We start from the raw sequence: 17,253 nt of genomic DNA, 5'->3' as shown, positions 1-17,253 counted from the left end.
CTATTGTGCCGGGCCGAGACAGCCGCTAGACACGGGCGGTGGCCTCAGAGCCACCGGTTTCGCGACGATCCCTCCAGAAGGATCGACAGATCGCAGCCGCGGTACGGCAGGAAGTTGCCCGGATCTCGCGCATGTCACGTGGCGAAACCGGTTCCTCACGAAGAACCGTCGCAGTGGCCGCGCTGGGGGAAACATCCTTTCGGAAAACGATCCGTTCCTGACATGGAACGGGACGCTGCAGTGCCTTGGCACCCGACTGTGCCTGGGACACTACTATATCCTGCCGGAAAATTCAAGAAATTCGGGGGGATGCCGCAATTGTGCGGCGCACAGGGCGAATCGCCTGTCTGCGCACGGGGATCGCCGCCCCGCGGCGCCCGGATCTTAACCAAGCGCGCAATCGGCTCGGGAAAGAATGATCCCGAAAAGCCGCCGCCGGTCTTCGGAAAAGATCATGCGGCGACGAGAAGAATGGGCGAGGTGACGGGTAAAGCCCGTCGCATCCCGCGCTTCATGTCGGCACGTCCGATCCTGGCATCGTGCTCCGATCGCCGGCATCGCCGCGCCCCGGTCGGCCCGAGCGGCCCGGCCGAACACCCTGCCCTCCCCGGCCGAACTCGCGCCGGTTCCGGGCAGACGATAGATCGGCTGAAGGCCGCTTTCGACGATCCTCGCATGCCGTGAGCCGCGCCGCGCCTCCGGCGCTGCGGTCAGTCGCCCTGGCCGGGTTCGGACGAGAAGTATTTTTCGAACTTGCCGGCTTCGCCGTCGAATTTCTCGGCATCGGCCGGCGCGTCGCGCTTGATCGTGATGTTCGGCCACTTGTCGGCATATTCGGCATTGACCGTCAGCCACTTCTCGAGGTCCGGCTCGGTATCCGGCTTGATCGCCTCGGCGGGACACTCAGGCTCGCAGACGCCGCAGTCGATGCATTCGTCCGGATGAATGACGAGCATGTTGTCGCCTTCGTAGAAGCAGTCGACCGGGCAGACTTCGACGCAGTCCATATATTTGCAGCGAATGCAGTTGTCGGTCACGACATAGGTCATCGGTCATCCTCATGCGGCGGGCCGTCCTTGCCCGCCAGGTCGCCCGGCATGCCACTGGCCGGGAAAAATACGTCGAAACAGGACCTATCCACTCGCCAATTGGCTTGCAAGCGCAAAGCTTGTCGCCTGGAAGCCCCATTCCGGAATGTCATTTCACCGCGGGCGCGAGGGTTTCGAAATCATCCAAGGAGGCTTCGCCGAGCTAGCCTGGCTCCCCGCCCTTCAGCCGTGCGAGCGCCCGGCGATCCTTCTTCGAGGGACGCGGCGTCCCCGCCTCCGGCGCGGCAGGCGGCGGCACCGGCTTGTCGCTCGCCTCTCCGGCGGCGCCGGTTTCCCGCGTCGGCGGCGACAGGTCCTCGTAGAGCGTCGCGGCCTCGCTCGCCGGCCCGCGTCTTGCGCCGGGCAGGCGCACCGTCAGCACCCGGACGGTCCTTGCAAGGGAAATCGTCAGCGTGTCGCCGGGGCGAAGCTGCCGGGCCGGATTGTCGACCTTCTCCCGATTGACCCGGACGCCGCCGGACAGGACGAGCTTCTGGGCGAGCGTGCGGGACTTCACGATCCGGGCGAAGAAGAGCCACTTGTCGAGGCGCTGCGCGCCGGCGCTGCCGCCCGGCCCTGCTAGCGGCCGCCCCTCCTGCGGCCGCGGCTCGTCGTCAGCGGCCAAGCTTTTCCTTCAAAGCGGCGAGTTTGGCGAAGGGCGAATCCGGATCGATCCGTTGCGGGCCCTTGTCGCGTCGTCCGCCACCGTCGCCCTTGCCGGGATGCTGGCCGCGGTTCTGGCCGCGCTCGGCGGCATCGCCGGCAAAATCCCGGCGCTCGCGCCCCTTGCCCTTCGGCCCGCTTTTGCCGTGGCGCTGCGGGCGTTCGTCGCCCTCGCCGCGCTGCTCGCGCCCCGGGCCACGGCCGAAACGCTGCGGCCTCTCGCCGGCCGCCTCGCCGCGCTGTCCGCGCCCCTCTCCCGGCTGATCGGCGCGGCCGGCCGCCTGCTGGTCGGGTCCGGACCTGCGGCCGCGGCGCCCGTGGCGGTTCTGCCCGGCATTGCGATCGCCGCGATGCGGACGCCAGACCTGGACGATGCGCGGCTCGGCCGGCGCTTCCTTGCTGGCAGCTTCGCTGGAAGCCGCGGCGGCTTCGCCCGGCGCGGGCGCAGCAGGACCGCCAGCCGTGGTCTCGGCGGCAGCCTCGGCCTGCGTCGCTGCAGCGGCCTGAGGCTCCGCCGTCGCGACGGCCGCCTCGGGCGTCGAATCCGTTTCGGCAATGGAGGTTTCGGGGGTTTCCGTCTCGCCGGCTTCGAGAACGAGACCGCCACTCGCATCGCCGGCCGCGTCCGCCGTCTCGTCCGCGATTTCGCCGGCATCCGCCTCGCTCGCGGCGGCATCCGGCTCTTCCGCCGGCGACGAAGCGGCGTCGGCGGATGCATCCGCCGCGGCGGCGCTCTCCGTCTCCTGATCCGTTGCGGTCGCGGCCTCTTCGCCCTCCGCTGCGGGCTCGGCGGCTTCGTCCGGCACCTGCGGCGCGGCGGCGCTCGCCGCGGCTTCCGCTGCCTTGCGCGCCGCCTCGGCCCGCTCGGCCGCCTCGCGCTCCGCCATTTCCGTGTCGAGCCGCTTCACCTCGGCCTCGACGGCGTCGGCGTCCATCGGCTGCGGGCGGTAGCCGAGCCCCTTGAGGATTTCGTCCATGTCGTCGGCCGTCGCGCCGAGGATCGACATCATCGCCGGCGTGACGAGGAACTGCGCGCCGTTGTAGCCGCCTTCCGGGCGGCGGCCGCTGCCCGGCTTCCAGGAAAGCGCCGGGCGGATCAGGTCGGCGAGGCGTTCGAGGATGTCGACGCGCACGGCCCTGCGCCCGAGCAGCCGGTAGCCGGCGAGCTTGTAGAACACCGGATCGAAGCTCTGGTCCGCGACGGCGGAGGTGCGGCCGGTGGAAAGAAGATGCGTCACGTCGCCGAAGCCCGGGCGCTCGCGGCCGTCCTTGGCGATCGCCCAGAGCAGCGTCAGGAGGCTCGCCGGGGCCGGTTTGATCAGCGTCGGCACGAAGATGTGATAGGCCCCGAAGCGGACGCCGAGCCGCCGCAGCGCGGCCCGTGCCGACTGGTCGAGCGAGCGCACCTCCTCGGCGACGTCGCGGCGCTGCAGGATGCCGTAGTCCTCGACCAGCCGGTAGGCGAGGCCGCGGGCGACGCCCTCGAGCCCCTCCGCCTGCTTGAGATCGGCGAGCGGCTTGAGGATCGTCGAGACCTGATAGGTGACGAAGCGATCGGCCCGGCCGGCGACCATGTCGCGCATCGGGCCGGTCAGCTGTTCGTCGGCGAGCAGCACGATCCGCGGCTTCAACGGGTCCTCGCCTGCCGTCAGCATCGCCACCGGCGCGCCGAGCCAGCGCACCAGACCGTCGGAGCCGAGGGCGAGATCGCCGTTCGGCGCGTTGGCGAAACGCTCCGCCCGCTTCTCGAACTCGCCGGCCAGCGCCTTCTGGGCGGCCGTGCGCAACGCGCGGCCGTCCGGCCCGTCCGCCTTGGTGTCGGGCGAGAACCGGAAACCCTGCAGTTCGCCCACGGCGTGGCCTTCGACCGACACCGTTCCGTCGCTGGCGATCTCTGCTTCCATGAACGCGTTCTCTCTCAGCCGCTTCATCAAGACGCTTGTCCTGCGATCTACGAACCGTTTCGTCAACCGCTCGTGCAACGCGTCGGACAGGCGATCCTCGATGTCGCGTGTCTTTTCCTGCCAGTGTGTCGGATCGGCCAGCCAGTCCGGCCGGTGCGAAATATAGGTCCAGGTGCGGATCTCGGCGATGCGCTGGGAGAGGGTGTCGAGGTCGCCCTCCGTGCGGTCGGCGCGGCGCACCTGGGCGGCCATGTAGTCCTCCGAGACGTGGCCGTTCTCGTCGATGTCGGCGAAGATCGAGGCAATGATCTCGGCATGCTGGGCCGGGGCGATGCGGCGATAGTCCGGCAGCTTGCAGGTCTCCCACAACAGCTCGACCCGTTTCGCCCCCTTCGCCCGGGCCGCGATGTCCGGAACCCGCGACAGGAATTCCAGCGCCCGCTGGTCGACGGCGGGGAGCGCCCGCGTCAGCGTCTCGTCCGGCGGCGGGCGCTCGAGGCTCTGCTTCAGCGTGTCGAGCGAGGCGAAGTCGAGATCGCCGCTGCGCCACTGCAGGACCTTCACCGGGGCGAAGGCATGAGCTTCCAGGGCCTCGACGAGTTCGTCGGGCAGCGGATCGACCTGGCCCGTCACGCCGAAGGTGCCGTCGCGCAGGTGGCGGCCGGCGCGGCCGGCGATCTGGCCGTATTCGGCGGCGGAAAGCTGGCGGTACTGGAAGCCGTCGAATTTCCAGTCCTGGGCGAAGGCGACGTGGTCGACGTCGAGATTGAGCCCCATGCCGATGGCGTCGGTGGCGACGAGATAGTCGACCTCGCCGGCCTGGTAGAGCTCGACCTGGGCGTTGCGGGTGCGCGGCGAGAGCGCGCCGAGGACGACGGCGGCCCCGCCCCGCTGCCGGCGGATCAGCTCGGCGATGCCGTAGACCTCCTCGGCCGAGAAGGCGACGATCGCCGAGCGGCGCGGCAGCCGGGTGATCTTCTTCGAGCCGGCATAGACGAGGTTCGACAGGCGGGGCCGGGTCTGGGTCGAAAGGCCTGGGATCAGCCGGGTGAGGACGCCCTGCATGGTGCCGGCGCCGAGCAGCAGCGTCTCCTGAAAGCCGCGGGCCGTGAGGATGCGGTCGGTGAAGACGTGGCCGCGCTCGAGGTCGCCGGAAAGCTGCACCTCGTCGATGGCGACGAAGGCGGTGCCCGGCTTCCGCGGCATCGCCTCGACGGTGCAGACGAAGTAGCGGGCGCCCGGCGGCCGGATCTTCTCCTCGCCGGTGATCAGCGCCACGGCGCCGGCCCCGACCCGGTCGCAGATCTTCTGGTAGACCTCGCGGGCGAGCAGCCGGAGCGGCAGGCCGATGGTGCCGGAGCCGTGGGCGATCATCCGCTCGATGGCGAGATGCGTCTTGCCGGTGTTGGTCGGGCCGAGGACGGCCGTGACGCTGGCGTCGCTGGGGCGGGTCTGGCTCGTCGTTTGGGGAAAGGTCGGTCGGCTCATGAGCCCGTCGATTGGCGGCGATCGCGGCGGGGCAGCGGGGGGGGCACTCCCGCTGCGTTTTCACCTACCTAGTGCGTGGGCGGCGATTGCGAAAGGATCGCGGATCGGGAGAGATGGCTTCTTCCCTGACATCGCACCGACGCGGACAGTCGATCGAGATCGGGTCGCGCTGGCGATCGAGCGCCTGTCCGTCACTACGATTCTGGAATCCTATGTGCAGACGGTGCTGAACCAGGATCGGCGTTGAGGCCGGTTTCGCGCGACCTCGGAAAGGGCGATCAGCCCTTCGAATTCGCCCCGCCCGCCTCGGTCAGCAGGAACGCCTCGCCGCAGGCCTTGGCGAGGTTGCGGACGCGCAGGATGTAGCTCTGGCGCTGAGTCGCCGAGCTAACGCCGCGGGCGTCGAGCAGGTTGAAGACACAGCTCGCCCACAAGGGTGCCGTCGTCCCAAGCTGTTAGATCACCAACCCGTGGATTGAACGACTTGACCGGCTCCTTGTAGTAACCTATTTTTTCGTTACTACACGGAGACGGTCATGGCCACGATCTCGTCACGCGAACTCAATCAGGACATCGGGGCGGCGAAGCGTGCCGCCGCCGTGGCGCCGGTCGTCGTCACCGATCGGGGCAAGCCGGCCTTCGTCCTGATGACCTACGAAGAATACCGGCGGATGAGCGGAGATAAGGCCGGCCCCACCATGCTCGATCTCCTTGCCAGCGAGGACGCCGCCCGCATCGACATCGACTTCGAGCGCCCTGCCCAATCTGGCCGGGACGTCACATTTTGACGACATACCTCGTCGACACGAACGTCCTTTCCGAAGCGCGCAAGGGGCGTCGGGCCGATCCGCTCGTGCAGCGGTGGTTCGAGGAGGTGCCGCAGCGCGCCTTCTTCCTGTCGGCGATCACCATCATGGAGATCCGTCGGGGCATCCTGCGGCTCAAGCGCCGCGCACCCGACGATGCCGTCGCCCTGGACCGCTGGCTGACCGGCAACGTCCTGCCTGCCTATGACGGCCGCATCCTGCCATTCGGTGGGACGGAGGCGATGCTCTGCGGTGCCATGCAGGCCGAGGCAGGCACCGAGAGCTATGACAGCCTCTTGGCCGCGACGGCAGCAGTCCACGGCCTCGTGGTGCTTACCAGGAACACGCGGGATTTCCGCTTTCCCGAGATCACGGTCATCGATCCCTTCGCGCAGGGTCCGGGCTAGGCGTCTGGCATTGCCGGAACACGGCCCGGGCGCGCTACTCGATCTGCTTCCCTTTCATCTCGGCCCTTCCAATTCGCCCCGCCCGCCTCGGTCAGCAGGAACGCCTCGCCGCAGGCCTTGGCGAGGTTGCGGACGCGCAGGATGTAGCTCTGGCGCTCGGTCACCGAGATGACGCCGCGCGCGTCGAGCAGGTTGAAGACGTGGGACGCCTTGATGCACTGGTCGTAGGCCGGCAGCACGCATTTGTGCAGCCCCCCCGCCTCGGTCGGAGCACCCGCCGCGAGGATCGCCTTGCACTCGGTTTCGGCGTCGATGAAGTGCTGGTGCAGGATCCCGGTGTCGGCGATCTCGAAGTTGAAGCGGGAATATTCCTGCTCGGCCTGCAGGAAGACGTCGCCATAGGTGACCTTCTCGTCGCCCTTGCGGCCGTTGAAGTTGAGGTCGTAGACGTTGTCGACGTTCTGGACGTACATCGCCAGGCGCTCGAGGCCGTAGGTGAGTTCGCCCGCCACTGGGGCGCATTCGATGCCGCAGACCTGCTGAAAGTAGGTGAACTGCGAGACCTCCATGCCGTCGCACCAGCATTCCCAGCCGAGACCCCAGGCGCCGAGGGTCGGGCTCTCCCAGTCGTCCTCGACGAAGCGGATGTCGTGCAGGCCGGTGTCGATGCCGATCGCCTTCAGCGAGCCAAGATAGAGCTCCTGCAGGTTCGACGGATTCGGCTTCAGGATCACCTGATACTGATAGTAATGCTGCAGCCGGTTGGGGTTCTCGCCGTAGCGTCCGTCCTTCGGCCGGCGCGAGGGCTGCACATAGGCGGCGTTCCACGGCCGCGGGCCCAAGGCTCGAAGGGTCGTCGCCGGATGGAAGGTGCCGGCGCCGACTTCCATGTCGTAGGGCTGGAGCACGACGCAGCCGTAATCGGCCCAGTAGCGGTGCAGCGTCAGGATCAGCGCCTGGAAGGAGCGGCGCGGGTCCATGTGGGGGGCAATGTCTGACATGATGGGCGGTCCGGCATGAGCCCGCGGGATGGTCGCAGGCGGGCGAAAAGGGTCGGCCGCGAGTTGCCACGCCGCCGCGCGGCCGGTCAAGGCGGCACCTGCAGCAGCGCCCGCCGCGGCTCGCAATTCCGGATTGTCGTTCGAGGCAAGAGGACGACCTTGCTTTGGGAGGCAAGGATGGCAGACAGGAGCGCCGGCCGCCTCGGCCCGCATCTCACGGCGGCCGGCGTTCCGGCCTGATCTGGCAGCGCCGCTATGCGGCCAGCGCCGCCTCCGCCAGCCAGTTCGCAAAGCTCGCCATGGCCCGCGTCTGCACCCGCTCCGACGGCCAGGCGAGGAAATAGCGTCCGAGCGTGATCGCGGCGCCGAAGGGCTGGACGAGACGGCCGTCGGCGGTGAAGCGGTCGAACATTTCGACCGGCAGCAGCGCGACGCCCGCCCCGCCGGCGGCGAGTTCCGCCTGGGCGACGGAACTGTCGAGGACCGGCCCGGCGATCGGCGGACAGGGCGTATGGACGGACTCGAACCACAGCGGCCACTCGGTGCTGCGATAGCTGCGGAGCAGCACTTCGCGGCCGAGATCAGCCGGGTGGGTGAGGCGCGCGGCAGCGACCGGGGCACAAAGCGGCGAAAACGGCGTTTCCACGATCGTCACCACCTCGTGGCCGGTCCAGCCGCCGATCCCGAAACGAATGGCCATGTCGAGCCCTTCGCGCAGGATCTCGACCCGGTTGTTGTTGGTGAATATCCGAAGGTCGACCTCGGGATAGGCGGCCTCGAACGCCGCAAGGCGCGGCATCAGCCAGCCGAGCGCGAAGGTGGTGTTCACTCCCACCTTCAGGACCTCGCCGTAGCGTCGCCCCTTCAGCCGGTCGAGAGCCCGGGCGATCGCGTCGAAGCCATGTTCGAGAACCGGGAAGAGCACCCGTCCCTCGTCCGTCGCGATCAGTCCCTGGGCAGTGCGCAGGAACAGCGTGCAGCCGAGGAGATCCTCGAGCCTCGCGATCTGATGGCTGACCGCCGCCTGAGTCACCCGCAATTCGATTGCCGCCTTGGTGAAACTCCCCTGCCGCATGGCCACCTCGAACACCCGAAGCGCATTGAGGGGAATGTCGGGACGATCCATAGGTATGAGCTCACCTAATATTGCAGCCGACAATTTGTCGTTTGTCTCTATCGCTAGCGGCCGATAGAGACCTTATGGTGACTTGAAGTCATACCCGAGGCCGCGAGCCGGGAAATTCCTCCTCTCCTCAAAGGACTTGAACATGCGGATCATCGCATCCGTCATGCCGCCCGTCGCGGCATGGCTCGCCCTCGGTCTGTTCATCGCGACGAGCGCCCGAGCCGAGACGCCCGAGAGCCGTCTCGAGGCTGTCGTCGCCCGTGTCGAGAAGACGCTCGACGCCCGCGTCGGCGTCGCCCTCACCGATACGGGGGCCGACCGGACCTGGACGCATCGCGCAAACGAGCGCTTCCTGATGAACAGCACCGTCAAGGCGGCGATCTGCGGAACGGCTCTCTGGCAATCGGAGGAGGGCAGACTCGATCTTGCGGACGAGCTTGCCGTGCGCGCCGCCGACATCCTCGACTATGCCCCGGTGACCGAGACGAAGGTCGGCGGGAAGATGGCGATCGACGATCTCTGCCTCGCGGCGCTCGACATGAGCGACAACACCGCGGCCAACCTCCTCGTCCGGCGGCTCGGCGGCCCGAAGGTCGTGACGGCCTTCATGCGCCGGCTGGACGACGAGGTCAGCCGCCTCGACAGGCTGGAGCCGGAGCTCAACACCTTCTCGCCCGGCGATCCGCGCGACACCACCACCCCGGCGGCCATGGCCGCGCAATGGCAGGAGATGCTCCTCGGCGACACGCTGAACGAAGCTTCGCGCAAACGGCTTGCCGACTGGATGAGCCATGGCGGCGTGACCAAAGCGCTGCTGCGCCGCAACGTGCCCGACGGATGGTCCGTCTCGGACAAGTCCGGCGCCGGCGACCACACCCGCAACCTCGTAGCGATGGTCACGCCTCCGAACCGGGCTCCCTGGATCGTCGCCATCTTCATTTCAGACGGGAATGCCGACTTCGCCACGCGCAACGCGGCGCTTCAGGAGATCGGGGCGGCAGCGATGGCTCTTGTCGCCGCGCCGTAACCATCCTCCCGCAAGGCGCATCCCCGTCGAAACGGCCGGGTGCTGCGCGGCATTTCGGTGCAGCGATCGATGCTGTCGCAGAGGGCTTCGAGCAGACGGGCGCCGGTGTCGCCCGCCCACGAGCGCGGGCTCAGTCCTTGCGGACGCGGTAGACGCCGTCGGGGCCGCGCACCAGCGTCCCGTTGGCGCCGTTGCGCACTTCCGCTTCGGTCTGCCGGTTGCGCTCCGACACCTTCTCGGCATCCTTCGCCATCTGCTTGTAACCGAGCCAGGCGGCGGCTCCGACGAGGCCCAGAAGTATGAGCTGGGGCATCGCTTCGATCATCTCCAATACGCAGCTTCCACCGCCATTATGCGCCGCCGCGCCGATCGCGGCAATTCACCATCTGCGGCGCGCGGCGGCGGCGACCGGCCTGATGCCTGCCCGCAACCACCCCCGCCGGCACAAGGGCGGCCGGGAGAGGTCAGGTTCCCGCTCAAAGGCCGAACCGGGCCCAGACCGCGCGCTCCTCGAGATTCGCGATGATCCGGTCGGCGAGCCCCTCGCCGATCGCCGCAAGGCCGCCCTCCGCCCCGGCGCTGATGCCCCGCGGCTTACGGCCGAACAGCGTGCGCCCCTGCGCGATCAGTTCCAGCTTGACGGTCTCGCCGTAGCGCAGCCGCAGCGTCTCGCGGATGTCGCCGAGCGCATCGACCAGGCCGAGTTCGCGCCCGCGCTTTCCCGACCAGAAGAGACCGGAGAAGAGCTGGTCGTCCTCGACGAGCCGGGCGCCGCGGCGCGTCCTGACGAGGTCGATGAAGGTCTCGTGGACCTCGAGCTGCAGTTCCTTCAGATGCGCGACGTCCTCCGGCTTCTCGGGCTGAAAGGGATCGAGCGTCGCCTTGTTCTGGCCGGCGGTGTGGACGCGGCGCTCGATGCCGAGCTTCTGGATCGCCTCGACGAAGCCGAAGGAGCCGGAGACGACGCCGATCGAGCCGACGATGGAGGACGGGTCGGCGATGATCTCGTCGCCGGCGCAGGCGATCATGTAGCCGCCCGAGGCGGCGACGTCCTCGACGAAGACGAGGACATGCTTCTCCTTCTCCGCGGCGAGGTCGCGGATCCGCTTGAAGATCAGCCGCGACTGCACCGGCGAGCCACCGGGCGAGTTGACGACGATGGCGACGGCCGGCGCGTTCTTGTCGCCGAAGGCCTTTTCCAGCAGCGGCGCCGCCGAGGCGATCGACAGCCCCTGCCGGAAGGCCGAGCCAGAGGCCATGATCGTGCCGGAGAGCTTGACGACCGGGATCGTCACGCCGTCGCGGCGAAAGCGCTTCGGGATGAATTTCTTGAGCGGGTTGGCCAAGCGGGTGCCCTCGTGGTCTGGATGCGGTTTCGGCAGGATGTAAGCACGCGCACCGGCTTCGCAAATGGCGACGCGGGGGGCAGGCTGACGAAGCGGAGGACGGCCGCCCCGGCCGCGCCCCTCCCGGCTCAGCGGGCGGCGAGGGCGAGCGTCGCCCTGCCGCCGGCGATCGCGTCCGACAGCAGCGTCGGGCGGCCGGCGGCATCGTTGAGGACGATCGCCTCGATCAGCGTCAGCGGCGCCCGCGAGTCCTTGGCGGCGGCGATCAGGATCCGCTCGGCCGGCGCCCCGGCGCGGGTGTGGACCGGCAGCACCGTCACGCCGCCGAGCCGGCCGCCCGAGCGCCCGTCGAGCGCCGCGATCGCCGGGCCAAGGCAGTCGGTGCGCAGCACCGCGACGAGACGCCCCTTGCCCGAAAGAAGCGCCGCGGCGACCGCGAACCAGCGCGCCAGCGGCAGGTCGTCGGACGCAAACAGCGCGCGGTCGCGGACCGGATCCGGCGGCCGGCGATCGCCCGGCGCATGGAACGGCGGGTTGGTGAGGACGAGGTCGAAGCCGGCATCGGCGAGCCCCGCCGCCTCCCGGCTGCCGCGGGCGGTACGCAGATCGACCTCGGCGACCGCGATCCGCGATGCGACGGCGGCGTTTCCTGCAAAAGTGAGCGACCTGCGGCAGAGTGCCGCCATGGTCGGCTGAACCTCGGCGAGCGTCACGCGGGCCGCCGGGGCGCGATGCGCGGCGGCGAAGCCGGCGGCGCCGGAGCCCGCTCCGAGATCGGCGATGCGGCCGTCGAAACCTTCTGCGACGCAGGCGGCGAGCAGCATGGCGTCGAGGCCGGAGCGGTAGCCCCAGCCCTTCGGCTGATAGAGCGAGAAGCCGCCGCCGCAGAAGGCATCGAGCCGCACGGGCCTGTCGCCGATCACGGCATCGTCGGCTTTATCGGCAACGTCGGCGTCGCGGGCGTCGGGGGCCTCGCCGGCCGCATCATCGCCCGCCGCATCACTGCCCATGGCCCACCCGCCTCGCCGCCTTTCGCCTGTCGCTCGACACCCCTTCTGCGATCAGTCCGCCGCCGAAAGCTCGTGGCCGAGATCGGCGTCGCGCAGGATGCGGCGGGCCTGGTCGAGCCGCTCGGGATCCACCATGACGCGGCGGGGCAGGACGCCGAGCGAGCCGTCGAGGATGCTCATATGGACGTCGGCGACGAAATGCTCGATGTCGGCGTCGTTGAGCAGTGCATCGACGAAAGAGATCAGCACCGCGTCGTTCGATCGCATCAGTTCCTTCATGAATGCTCCTTTTCCCGCAACTTTTCGGTCACGGCCGCCGCACGGGCAACATCTTTTCGACGGCGCGGCGAATTGTCGAGGCCGAAAGCGTCCGGAGAGGTCGGCCGAAAGCTCCCGGGGACGGCTCGCCGGCCGCCGCGCCGGGCGCTGCCCCGCAGCCGACGGGCCGCGGCCGCGATGGACGTCGGCGGCCGCCGTGCCATGTTCGGGGGACGGCCGGGCCGCACGGCCCGCGACCGCGCCGCCGCGGGCCGGCCTTGCCGGAGGATGCCTCGAAGCTCTAAGGCAGCGCAGCAGCGCCGCCCCAGCAAGCAAACGGAGAATCATGGTGAGCCTGGCCATCCGCACCGCACAGCGGCAGACATCCGGGTCGATCGATCCGATCCTCGCGCTGACCAGGGCCGACATGGCGCGCGTCAACGATCTCATCCTCGCCATGGCCGGATCGAACGTGACGTTGATTCCCGAAATCGCCGAACACCTGATCTCCTCCGGCGGCAAGCGGCTGCGGCCGATGCTCACCATCGCCTCCGCCCTCGCCCACGGCTACGACGGCCAGAACCACGTCAAGCTCGCCGCGAGCGTCGAATTCATGCACACGGCGACGCTGCTCCACGACGACGTCGTCGACGAAAGCGACATGCGGCGGGGCAAGCGCACGGCCCGGACGATCTGGGGCAACCAGGCGAGCGTCCTCGTCGGCGACTTCCTGCTCGGCCAGGCCTTCAAGACGATGGTCGAGGTCGGCTCGCTCGATGCGCTGGCGATTCTCTCTGCGGCCTCCGCGGTCATCGCCGAGGGCGAGGTGTGGCAGCTCGCCGCGGCCAAGCAGATGACGACGAGCGAAAAGGACTATCTCGCCGTCATCGACGCCAAGACGGCCGCCCTGTTCTCCGCGGCGACCGAGGTCGGCCCGGTGCTCGCCGGCAAGGGCGAGACCGAGCGCAGGGCGATGCGCGACTACGGCCGGTCGCTCGGCCTCGCCTTCCAACTCGTCGACGACGTGCTCGACTACGGCGGCTCGCTGGCCGAACTCGGCAAGAACACCGGCGACGACTTCCGCGAGGGCAAGATCACCCTGCCGGTGATCTTCGCCTATGCCAGGGGCGACGCCTCCGAGAAGGCGTTCTGGCAGGCGGCGATGGAAAAGGGCGAGAACGACGACGCCGCGCTCGCCCGCGCCACCGAGCTGATGCAGCGGCACGGCGCCCTCGAGGCGACGGTCGGGCGGGCCCGCCACTATGGCGAAGAAGCGCTGGCCGCCGGCGCCAGCCTGCCGCCCTCGCCGGCACGCGAGGCGATGCTCGGCGTGGTCGAGTTCTGCATCGACCGGCTGAATTGACCCCGCACCGGGCGCCGGACGCATCGGGACCGCCGGTGGCGGCCGTGCGTCGCAATGCGGTCAAGGTCTTTGTGCAACACGCCGGAGAGACTTGCAAAATGCGCCCGCTTCGCTTCACCTCGGCCGCGGCCGGGCTTGCCGGAATCGCGGCACCCGGCGAGGCGGCACTCGATGCCGGCGTCGACGGCCGGTCTGCGAATGGCGACGGCAATTGCCGCAATCGGCCTGCTCGCAAGGACAACCGCACCGGCCGTGCCGGAGAAAAGGATCGATCGTGACGCTTTCACGCCTCTTCACCATCCTGTCGGCCTCGGCTCTCTTCGCGGTCGCGGGCGTCGTGCCCGCGCTGTCGGCGGGCCAGGACGCGATGCCGGCGGTGCCGAAGCCTCCGGTCGAGAGCGCGGGCTCGCTCTCGGGCGCCTATCTCGCCGCCAAGACCGCCCAGGCGGCGGGCGACCTCGACACGGCGACCGACTATTACACCCAGGCGCTGGCGATCGATCCGACCTCGGCGATGCTGCAGCAGGACGCGATGTTCGCCTATCTGGCGGACGGCCGCTTCAAGGAGGGCGTCGACCTCGCGGCGAAGCTGCACGACGACGAGACCGTCGCCAAGGTCGCGCGCATCACCCTCGGCGTCGATGCCCTGACGAAGGGCGACTACGAAGCGGCGATCGCCGAATTCGCCATCCCCAATCCCAGCGATCTCGACGCCCTGCTGCTCGCCCAGATGACCGCTTGGGCGAAGGCCGGCGCCGGCCATGTCGACGAGGCGCTGTCGCAGATCGACCAGACCAAGGGCGCTCCGTGGTACGGGGTGTTCAACGGCTATCAGAAGGGCCTCGTCGCCTCGCTCGCCGGGCGGCCGCAGGTCGCGCGCGCCGCCTTCGGCGACGTCGTCAAGGACCAGACGCTCGCCCGCACCTCGCCGGACGCCTATCTCGGCGCCGCCGACGCGCTGGCGAGGCTGGAGGCCCGGGAGGGCGACAAGGACGCGGCGCTGAAGGCGGTCGACGCCGGGCTCGCGGTCGCTCCGAACTACACGCCGCTGTCGTTCCTGCGCGAGCGGATCGAGCGCGGCGAGACCATCGAGCCGGCCGTGGCGCGGGTGCAGGAAGGCGCCGCCGAGACGCTCTACGTCCTCGGCCAGGCGATCAACCGCGGCGACGGCCGCGACGTCGCGCTGCTCTATTTCCAGCTTGCGCGGGCGCTGCATCCGCGCAGCCCGGCCCTGCTGACGGCGCTTGCCGGCATCGCCGAGCAGGCCGACCAGCTCGACCTCGCGATCTCCTACTACAAGGCGGTGCCGGAGAACTCGGCCTTCCGCCACACCGCCGACCTGCAGATCGGGCTCGACCTCTGGTATGCCGACAAGAAGGACGAGGCCAAGCGGCATCTCGAGCGGGCGGTGCGCGACTATCCGGACGACGTGCGCGCCCACACCGCCCTTGCCGACGTCCTCTCGGCGGACAAGGACTATGCCCGGGCGGCCGATGCGCTGAACAAGGCGATCGAGCTCGCCAAGGCCGACAAGACCGACAACTGGAACCTCTACTACCAGCGCGGCATCGCCTATGAGCGCCAGAAGATGTGGGACAAGGCCGAGCCGGACTTCAAGAAGGCGCTCGAACTGTCTCCCGACCAGCCGCAGGTCCTGAACTATCTCGGCTATTCCTGGGTCGACATGGACCGCCATCTCGACGAAGGCCTCGACATGATCAAGCGGGCCGTCGATCTCAGGCCGAACGACGGCTACATCATCGACAGCCTCGGCTGGGCCTATTATCGGCTCGGCCGCTACGAGGACGCCGTCGACCAGCTCGAACGGGCTGTGCTGATCACGCCGATGGATCCGACCATCAACGACCACCTCGGCGACGCCTACTGGAAAGTCGACCGCAAGCGCGAGGCGAAGTTCCAGTGGCAGCGCGCCCTCGTCGGCAAGCCCGAGCCCGACGCCGACCAGCGCAAGGAAATCGAGGCGAAGCTGAAGAACGGGCTTTCGGCCGGCGCTGACACCGAGAAGGCCGAGACCAAAAGCAGCGAGACGGCGCCCCGCGCCGAGGCGGAGGCGAAGGGCGCCGCGAGCGATCTTACCGTCGCCCCGGCGGCCGGGTCGACCGGCTCGACCGCGGCGCCGGGCGGCGGCGAGGCGCCGAAGTCGGCCGACTGACGCCGCTTGGACGGGAGATCGGCCGGGCGACCGCGATGCAAGCCGCAGCCATTGCCCATTCGCGCCGCATGGCGCCCGCGAAGGTCAATCTCGCCCTCCATGTCGTCGGGCGGCGCGACGACGGCTATCACCTCCTCGAGAGCCTCGTCGTCTTCGACGATTCGGCCGCCGACGAGATCGGGCTTTGCCCGCTCGACCGTGCACTCGGCTCAGGCGAGGACGAAGCCGGCGAAGAATCGGCGGCGTCAGTCGGCGGCCCGGCCGACCGGCTGACGGTCTCCGGGCGCTTCGCGGCGGGCGTTCCGGCGCTGAAGGGCAACCTCGTCCTCGCGGCGATCGAGCTGGCGCGCGAGGAGTTCGCCCGCTTTGACCTGCACCTGCCGCTTCTCGACGTCGCGCTGACCAAGAACCTGCCGGTCGCGGCCGGGATCGGCGGCGGATCGGCCGATGCCGCGGCGCTTCTCGCCCTCCTCGCCGAGGCCGCTCCGCACGAGATCGGCCCCGAGGTCGGCAAAGCCCTCGCCGCCGCCTCGCTGCGTCTCGGCGCCGACGTGCCGATGTGTCTTGCCGGCCGTCCGGCGCTGGTCACCGGCATCGGCGAAGCGATCCGCCCGCTTCCGGCGATGCCGCCGCTCCCGATGCTCCTGGTCAATCCGGGGATCGCGGTGGAAACCGCGGCGGTGTTCCGCATGCTCGGCCGCCGCGACAATCCGCCGATGCCGCCCGTCCCGGCCGATGGTTTTTCGAGCCTCGGCGACCTCCTCGGCTTCCTGGCCGAGACCCGCAACGATCTGGCGCTCGCCGCCGGCGCGCTGGCGCCGGAAGTCGAGATCGCGCGGGCGCGGCTGCTTGCGGCGGGGGCGGCCTTCGCCCGCATGTCGGGCTCCGGCGCCACGGTCTTCGGCCTCTTCGGCGACGACGACGAAAGGGATGAAGCGGCGCGGCGGATCGCCGCCGCAGAACCCGGCTGGTGGCTGTCGCGGAGCCCCGCCTGAGCCTTCCGCCCGGCCCGTCCGCAAAGAGAGGAAAAAGAACCCCATGAGCGAGACCGAACGCGCCTTCGTGCCGCTGTCGATCGCGGTGCTCACCGTCTCCGACACGCGCCGGATCGAGGACGACCGCTCCGGGCAGACGCTGATCGACCGGCTGGAGGCGGCCGGCCACCGCCTCGCCTATCGCCGGATCGTGCCGGACGACGTCGGCGCGATCCGCGGGGCGGTGAAGGCCTGGTGCGAGGATCCGGCGGTCGACGTGGTGATCACCACCGGCGGCACCGGCTTCACCGGCCGCGACGTCACGCCGGAGGCGCTGGAGCCCCTGTTCGAAAAGCGCATGGACGGCTTTTCCGCGATCTTCCACCGCATCTCCTTCGAGAAGATCGGCGTCTCGACGATCCAGTCCCGGGCGACCGGCGGCGTCCTCGACGCGACCTTCGTCTTCGTCCTGCCGGGCTCGCCGGGCGCCTGCCGCGACGCCTGGGACGCGATCCTGAAGGATCAGCTCGACTATCGCCACAAGCCCTGCAACTTCGTCGAGATCATGCCGCGCCTCGACGAGCATCTGCGCCGCGGCGGCCGCAGCGCCTGATCGGCC

16 protein-coding genes and 1 pseudogene are annotated in these 17,253 nt (G+C 69.4%); 7 read left to right on the top strand and 10 right to left on the bottom strand.

All coding sequences use genetic code 11. The annotated features are described in order from the left end of the window. Positions 1-710: 710 nt before the first annotated feature. The 4 genes and pseudogenes from fdxA to J1C47_RS12735 all read right to left on the bottom strand — a co-directional run. A complete protein-coding gene (gene fdxA / locus J1C47_RS12750; RefSeq protein WP_207351149.1) occupies positions 711-1,049 on the bottom strand; it encodes a ferredoxin FdxA in 339 nt (112 codons plus the stop codon). Between the two features lie 202 nt (positions 1,050-1,251). Next, entirely contained in the window at positions 1,252-1,713 is a 462-nt protein-coding gene (locus J1C47_RS12745) for an RNA-binding S4 domain-containing protein (RefSeq protein ID WP_207351148.1), read from the bottom strand. Beyond that, the gene (locus tag J1C47_RS12740) at positions 1,703-5,143 is read right to left on the bottom strand and encodes a helicase-related protein (RefSeq protein WP_207351147.1); all 3,441 of its coding nucleotides are present in this window, start codon (positions 5,141-5,143) and stop codon (positions 1,703-1,705) included. The genes J1C47_RS12745 and J1C47_RS12740 overlap by 11 nt, the downstream gene beginning before the upstream one ends. Positions 5,144-5,421: 278 nt before the next feature. Further along, positions 5,422-5,571 (bottom strand): annotated as a pseudogene (locus J1C47_RS12735) (glycine--tRNA ligase subunit alpha); the annotation flags it as partial. A 108-nt stretch (positions 5,572-5,679) separates the two neighbouring features. Here J1C47_RS12735 and J1C47_RS12730 point away from each other — a divergent pair. Continuing rightward, the gene (locus J1C47_RS12730; RefSeq protein WP_207351146.1) at positions 5,680-5,931 is read left to right on the top strand and encodes a type II toxin-antitoxin system prevent-host-death family antitoxin; all 252 of its coding nucleotides are present in this window, start codon (positions 5,680-5,682) and stop codon (positions 5,929-5,931) included. After that, positions 5,928-6,356 carry a type II toxin-antitoxin system VapC family toxin gene (locus J1C47_RS12725; protein ID WP_207351145.1) on the top strand — a complete coding sequence of 143 codons (429 nt, stop codon included), beginning with the start codon at positions 5,928-5,930 and terminating at the stop codon, positions 6,354-6,356. Before J1C47_RS12730 ends, J1C47_RS12725 begins: the two co-directional genes overlap by 4 nt. On the opposite strand, the gene J1C47_RS12720 is transcribed toward J1C47_RS12725, so the two are convergent. Both J1C47_RS12720 and J1C47_RS12715 read right to left on the bottom strand, forming a co-directional pair. Then, entirely contained in the window at positions 6,353-7,357 is a 1,005-nt protein-coding gene (locus J1C47_RS12720; RefSeq protein WP_207351144.1) for a glycine--tRNA ligase subunit alpha, read from the bottom strand. The genes J1C47_RS12725 and J1C47_RS12720 overlap by 4 nt on opposite strands. A 253-nt stretch (positions 7,358-7,610) precedes the next feature. Next, complete coding sequence (locus J1C47_RS12715) at positions 7,611-8,483, bottom strand: LysR family transcriptional regulator (RefSeq protein ID WP_207351143.1); 873 nt, start codon at positions 8,481-8,483, stop codon at positions 7,611-7,613. A gap of 142 nt (positions 8,484-8,625) precedes the next feature. Here J1C47_RS12715 and bla point away from each other — a divergent pair, with 142 nt between their 5' ends. Beyond that, complete coding sequence (bla, locus tag J1C47_RS12710) at positions 8,626-9,510, top strand: class A beta-lactamase (RefSeq protein ID WP_245396537.1); 885 nt, start codon at positions 8,626-8,628, stop codon at positions 9,508-9,510. 130 nt (positions 9,511-9,640) lie between these two features. Here the strand turns inward: bla and J1C47_RS12705 are convergent, their stop codons facing one another. From J1C47_RS12705 to J1C47_RS12690, 4 genes are all read right to left on the bottom strand, one after another. Further along, positions 9,641-9,823, bottom strand: coding sequence for a hypothetical protein (locus J1C47_RS12705; RefSeq protein WP_207351141.1), 183 nt, complete (start codon positions 9,821-9,823; stop codon positions 9,641-9,643). Positions 9,824-9,986: 163 nt separating this feature from the next. Next, the gene (locus tag J1C47_RS12700) at positions 9,987-10,856 is read right to left on the bottom strand and encodes a S49 family peptidase (RefSeq protein ID WP_207351140.1); all 870 of its coding nucleotides are present in this window, start codon (positions 10,854-10,856) and stop codon (positions 9,987-9,989) included. 128 nt (positions 10,857-10,984) lie between these two features. Next, the gene (locus tag J1C47_RS12695; RefSeq protein WP_207351139.1) at positions 10,985-11,866 is read right to left on the bottom strand and encodes a tRNA1(Val) (adenine(37)-N6)-methyltransferase; all 882 of its coding nucleotides are present in this window, start codon (positions 11,864-11,866) and stop codon (positions 10,985-10,987) included. A gap of 51 nt (positions 11,867-11,917) precedes the next feature. Then, positions 11,918-12,145 carry a putative signal transducing protein gene (locus J1C47_RS12690; RefSeq protein ID WP_207351138.1) on the bottom strand — a complete coding sequence of 76 codons (228 nt, stop codon included), beginning with the start codon at positions 12,143-12,145 and terminating at the stop codon, positions 11,918-11,920. A 325-nt stretch (positions 12,146-12,470) separates the two neighbouring features. Here J1C47_RS12690 and J1C47_RS12685 point away from each other — a divergent pair, with 325 nt between their 5' ends. From J1C47_RS12685 to moaB, 4 genes are all read left to right on the top strand, one after another. Then, positions 12,471-13,487 carry a polyprenyl synthetase family protein gene (locus tag J1C47_RS12685; protein WP_207351137.1) on the top strand — a complete coding sequence of 339 codons (1,017 nt, stop codon included), beginning with the start codon at positions 12,471-12,473 and terminating at the stop codon, positions 13,485-13,487. 274 nt (positions 13,488-13,761) lie between these two features. Beyond that, on the top strand, positions 13,762-15,660 hold the full coding sequence (locus J1C47_RS12680; RefSeq protein ID WP_342591976.1) for a tetratricopeptide repeat protein: 1,899 nt from the start codon (positions 13,762-13,764) through the stop codon (positions 15,658-15,660). A gap of 35 nt (positions 15,661-15,695) precedes the next feature. Continuing rightward, positions 15,696-16,655, top strand: coding sequence for a 4-(cytidine 5'-diphospho)-2-C-methyl-D-erythritol kinase (locus J1C47_RS12675; RefSeq protein ID WP_207351136.1), 960 nt, complete (start codon positions 15,696-15,698; stop codon positions 16,653-16,655). Positions 16,656-16,698: 43 nt separating this feature from the next. Beyond that, positions 16,699-17,247 carry a molybdenum cofactor biosynthesis protein B gene (moaB, locus tag J1C47_RS12670; RefSeq protein ID WP_207351135.1) on the top strand — a complete coding sequence of 183 codons (549 nt, stop codon included), beginning with the start codon at positions 16,699-16,701 and terminating at the stop codon, positions 17,245-17,247. Positions 17,248-17,253 lie beyond the last annotated feature (6 nt).

The organism is Jiella sonneratiae (assembly GCF_017353515.1).
Lineage (GTDB): Bacteria > Pseudomonadota > Alphaproteobacteria > Rhizobiales > Rhizobiaceae > Jiella > Jiella sonneratiae.
Note: the sequence above shows the minus strand (reverse complement) of the source record. Positions and strands in the feature narration are given on the sequence as shown.